Genomic DNA, 1,691 nt, shown 5'->3' on the forward strand with positions numbered 1-1,691 from the left:
AGTATAGCAACAATTTAGCAGAACATAGCCAAATAAAAACATCGAACTCTGCGTATGTTACCGTATCAAGAGCAAGCAGACACGTCGTTCAAGCAGTTCATAATCGCCCGATTAGATCAAAAAAGGAAGTCGTAAGCTCTACGATTAATAAGGAAATAAGTGAGTAAAATGAAAATATTCATATTAGCGTTTGTGAGTTTTTTTATTAGTAGTGCTTTTGCCGAAAGCATTTTAAATGAAAGCGCATTTGCTCAAAGATATGTGAACGCAGTTATCACCAAAACTGAGGTTGTAAGCGCGGATATAAAAGGTCGTCTAGAGATTGAGATGACTTATAGTGATGGAGGTACGTCTACCGCTTATCTCGATAACGCTTACATGAATTACCTTTCTGACCCAGAAGAGCTCGACGTAATTATAGAGTCGTATATTAGTGCGTTAACGAAAAACACTAGTGACGTTAAGGCCAATATGGAGAAAACTCATATCGTCCCCGTTATTAAAGATACAGGTTATATTAACCGTATAACGGAATTAATGAGCAAAAATAAAGAAGGTGAGTTTCCTTTCTTTTACGAAAAGTTAAATGACGTTCTTTATATTCTTTATGCCATTGATACGCCTTCTTCTATTAAGTTTATGCCAAAAGAAGACATTGCTAACTTAGGTGTAGAGCCAACAGAACTTAGAGAGCTTTCATTGTCAAATTTGATGAATACTGTTGAGTCACTACAAATTAAAGGTGATCCTTCGACCATCTCGATGCTTGTGGCCGATGGTACTTACGAAGCGTCTTTTTTAATGTATGACGCGCTATGGTCGAAAGAAAACTTTCCTGTGAAAGGCGATATTGTAGTTTATGTGCCCTCTAGAGACATTGTAATTGTAACGGGCTCAGAGGATGTGGAAAGTTTAGAGACGGTGAGAGAGATCGTGCATAACCCAGATAATCACTGGCCACATCCCGTGTCTAACATTGGGTTTATTCGCAAAGCAGATGAATGGGTTAAGTTTTAGGAGTAGCAGGCTAACGGCGATAGAGTGATCAGTGTTTCTTGACACCTTTTGCTAACAAATTAAGGAAAACACCTTGGCTAAAATTCTAATATTCGGTAATTCCGGGTCTGGTAAGTCTACGTTGGCGAAGCGTTTGAGTAAAACACACCGTTCAGCACATTTAGATCTCGATACCCTTGCTTGGAAACCCACTAGCCCGCCTGAAAGAAAGCCCATTCAAGAGTCGGCCCAAGAGATACAGGCTTTTACTGCTTCTAATGAGACTTGGGTAATCGAAGGGTGTTACACAGATCTGCTTAAGCTTGTAGAAGCCCAGTCTACAGAAATAGTATTTATGAATTTACCCATTGAGTCGTGTATTGCTAACGCGAAAGCAAGACCTTGGGAGCCCCATAAGTACAAGACCAAACAAGCGCAAGATGATAATTTACCCATGTTGATAGACTGGATTGGCCAATATACAAAAAGAGACGATACGTTTTCTTATACTGCACACCAGCAGTTTTATGAAAATTATAGTGGTAGTAAAAGAATGATAACGCAAAATATCCCGCATCAAGCCAGTTAAAACGTTATCGTGCTTGAAATAGGGCTTCGAGTAATTATTGTAAGCACCGTACAATCAAGGAGGACATTAATTTGGATGAGACTGTAACTAATTTTGTGTAACTGCC

Annotated in this window: 2 protein-coding genes; both read left to right on the forward strand. The window is 39.1% G+C overall.

Translation table 11 applies throughout. From position 1 onward, the window contains the following. The first annotated feature begins 168 nt into the window (after window positions 1-168). Window positions 169-1,017, forward strand: a complete 849-nt coding sequence (locus tag ACX5KA_RS19405) for a DUF1444 family protein (RefSeq protein ID WP_458731982.1) — start codon at window positions 169-171, stop codon at window positions 1,015-1,017. Between the two features lie 73 nt (window positions 1,018-1,090). Continuing rightward, on the forward strand, window positions 1,091-1,585 hold the full coding sequence (locus tag ACX5KA_RS19410; protein ID WP_458731983.1) for an AAA family ATPase: 495 nt from the start codon (window positions 1,091-1,093) through the stop codon (window positions 1,583-1,585). Window positions 1,586-1,691: the final 106 nt, after the last annotated feature.

The organism is Alteromonas alvinellae, from assembly GCF_902705805.1.

Bases quoted from the DNA above. Each gene is read 5' to 3' on its own strand.
- ACX5KA_RS19405 (WP_458731982.1), top strand. From the start codon at position 169: ATGAAAATATTCATATTAGCGTTTGTGAGTTTTTTTATTAGTAGTGCT.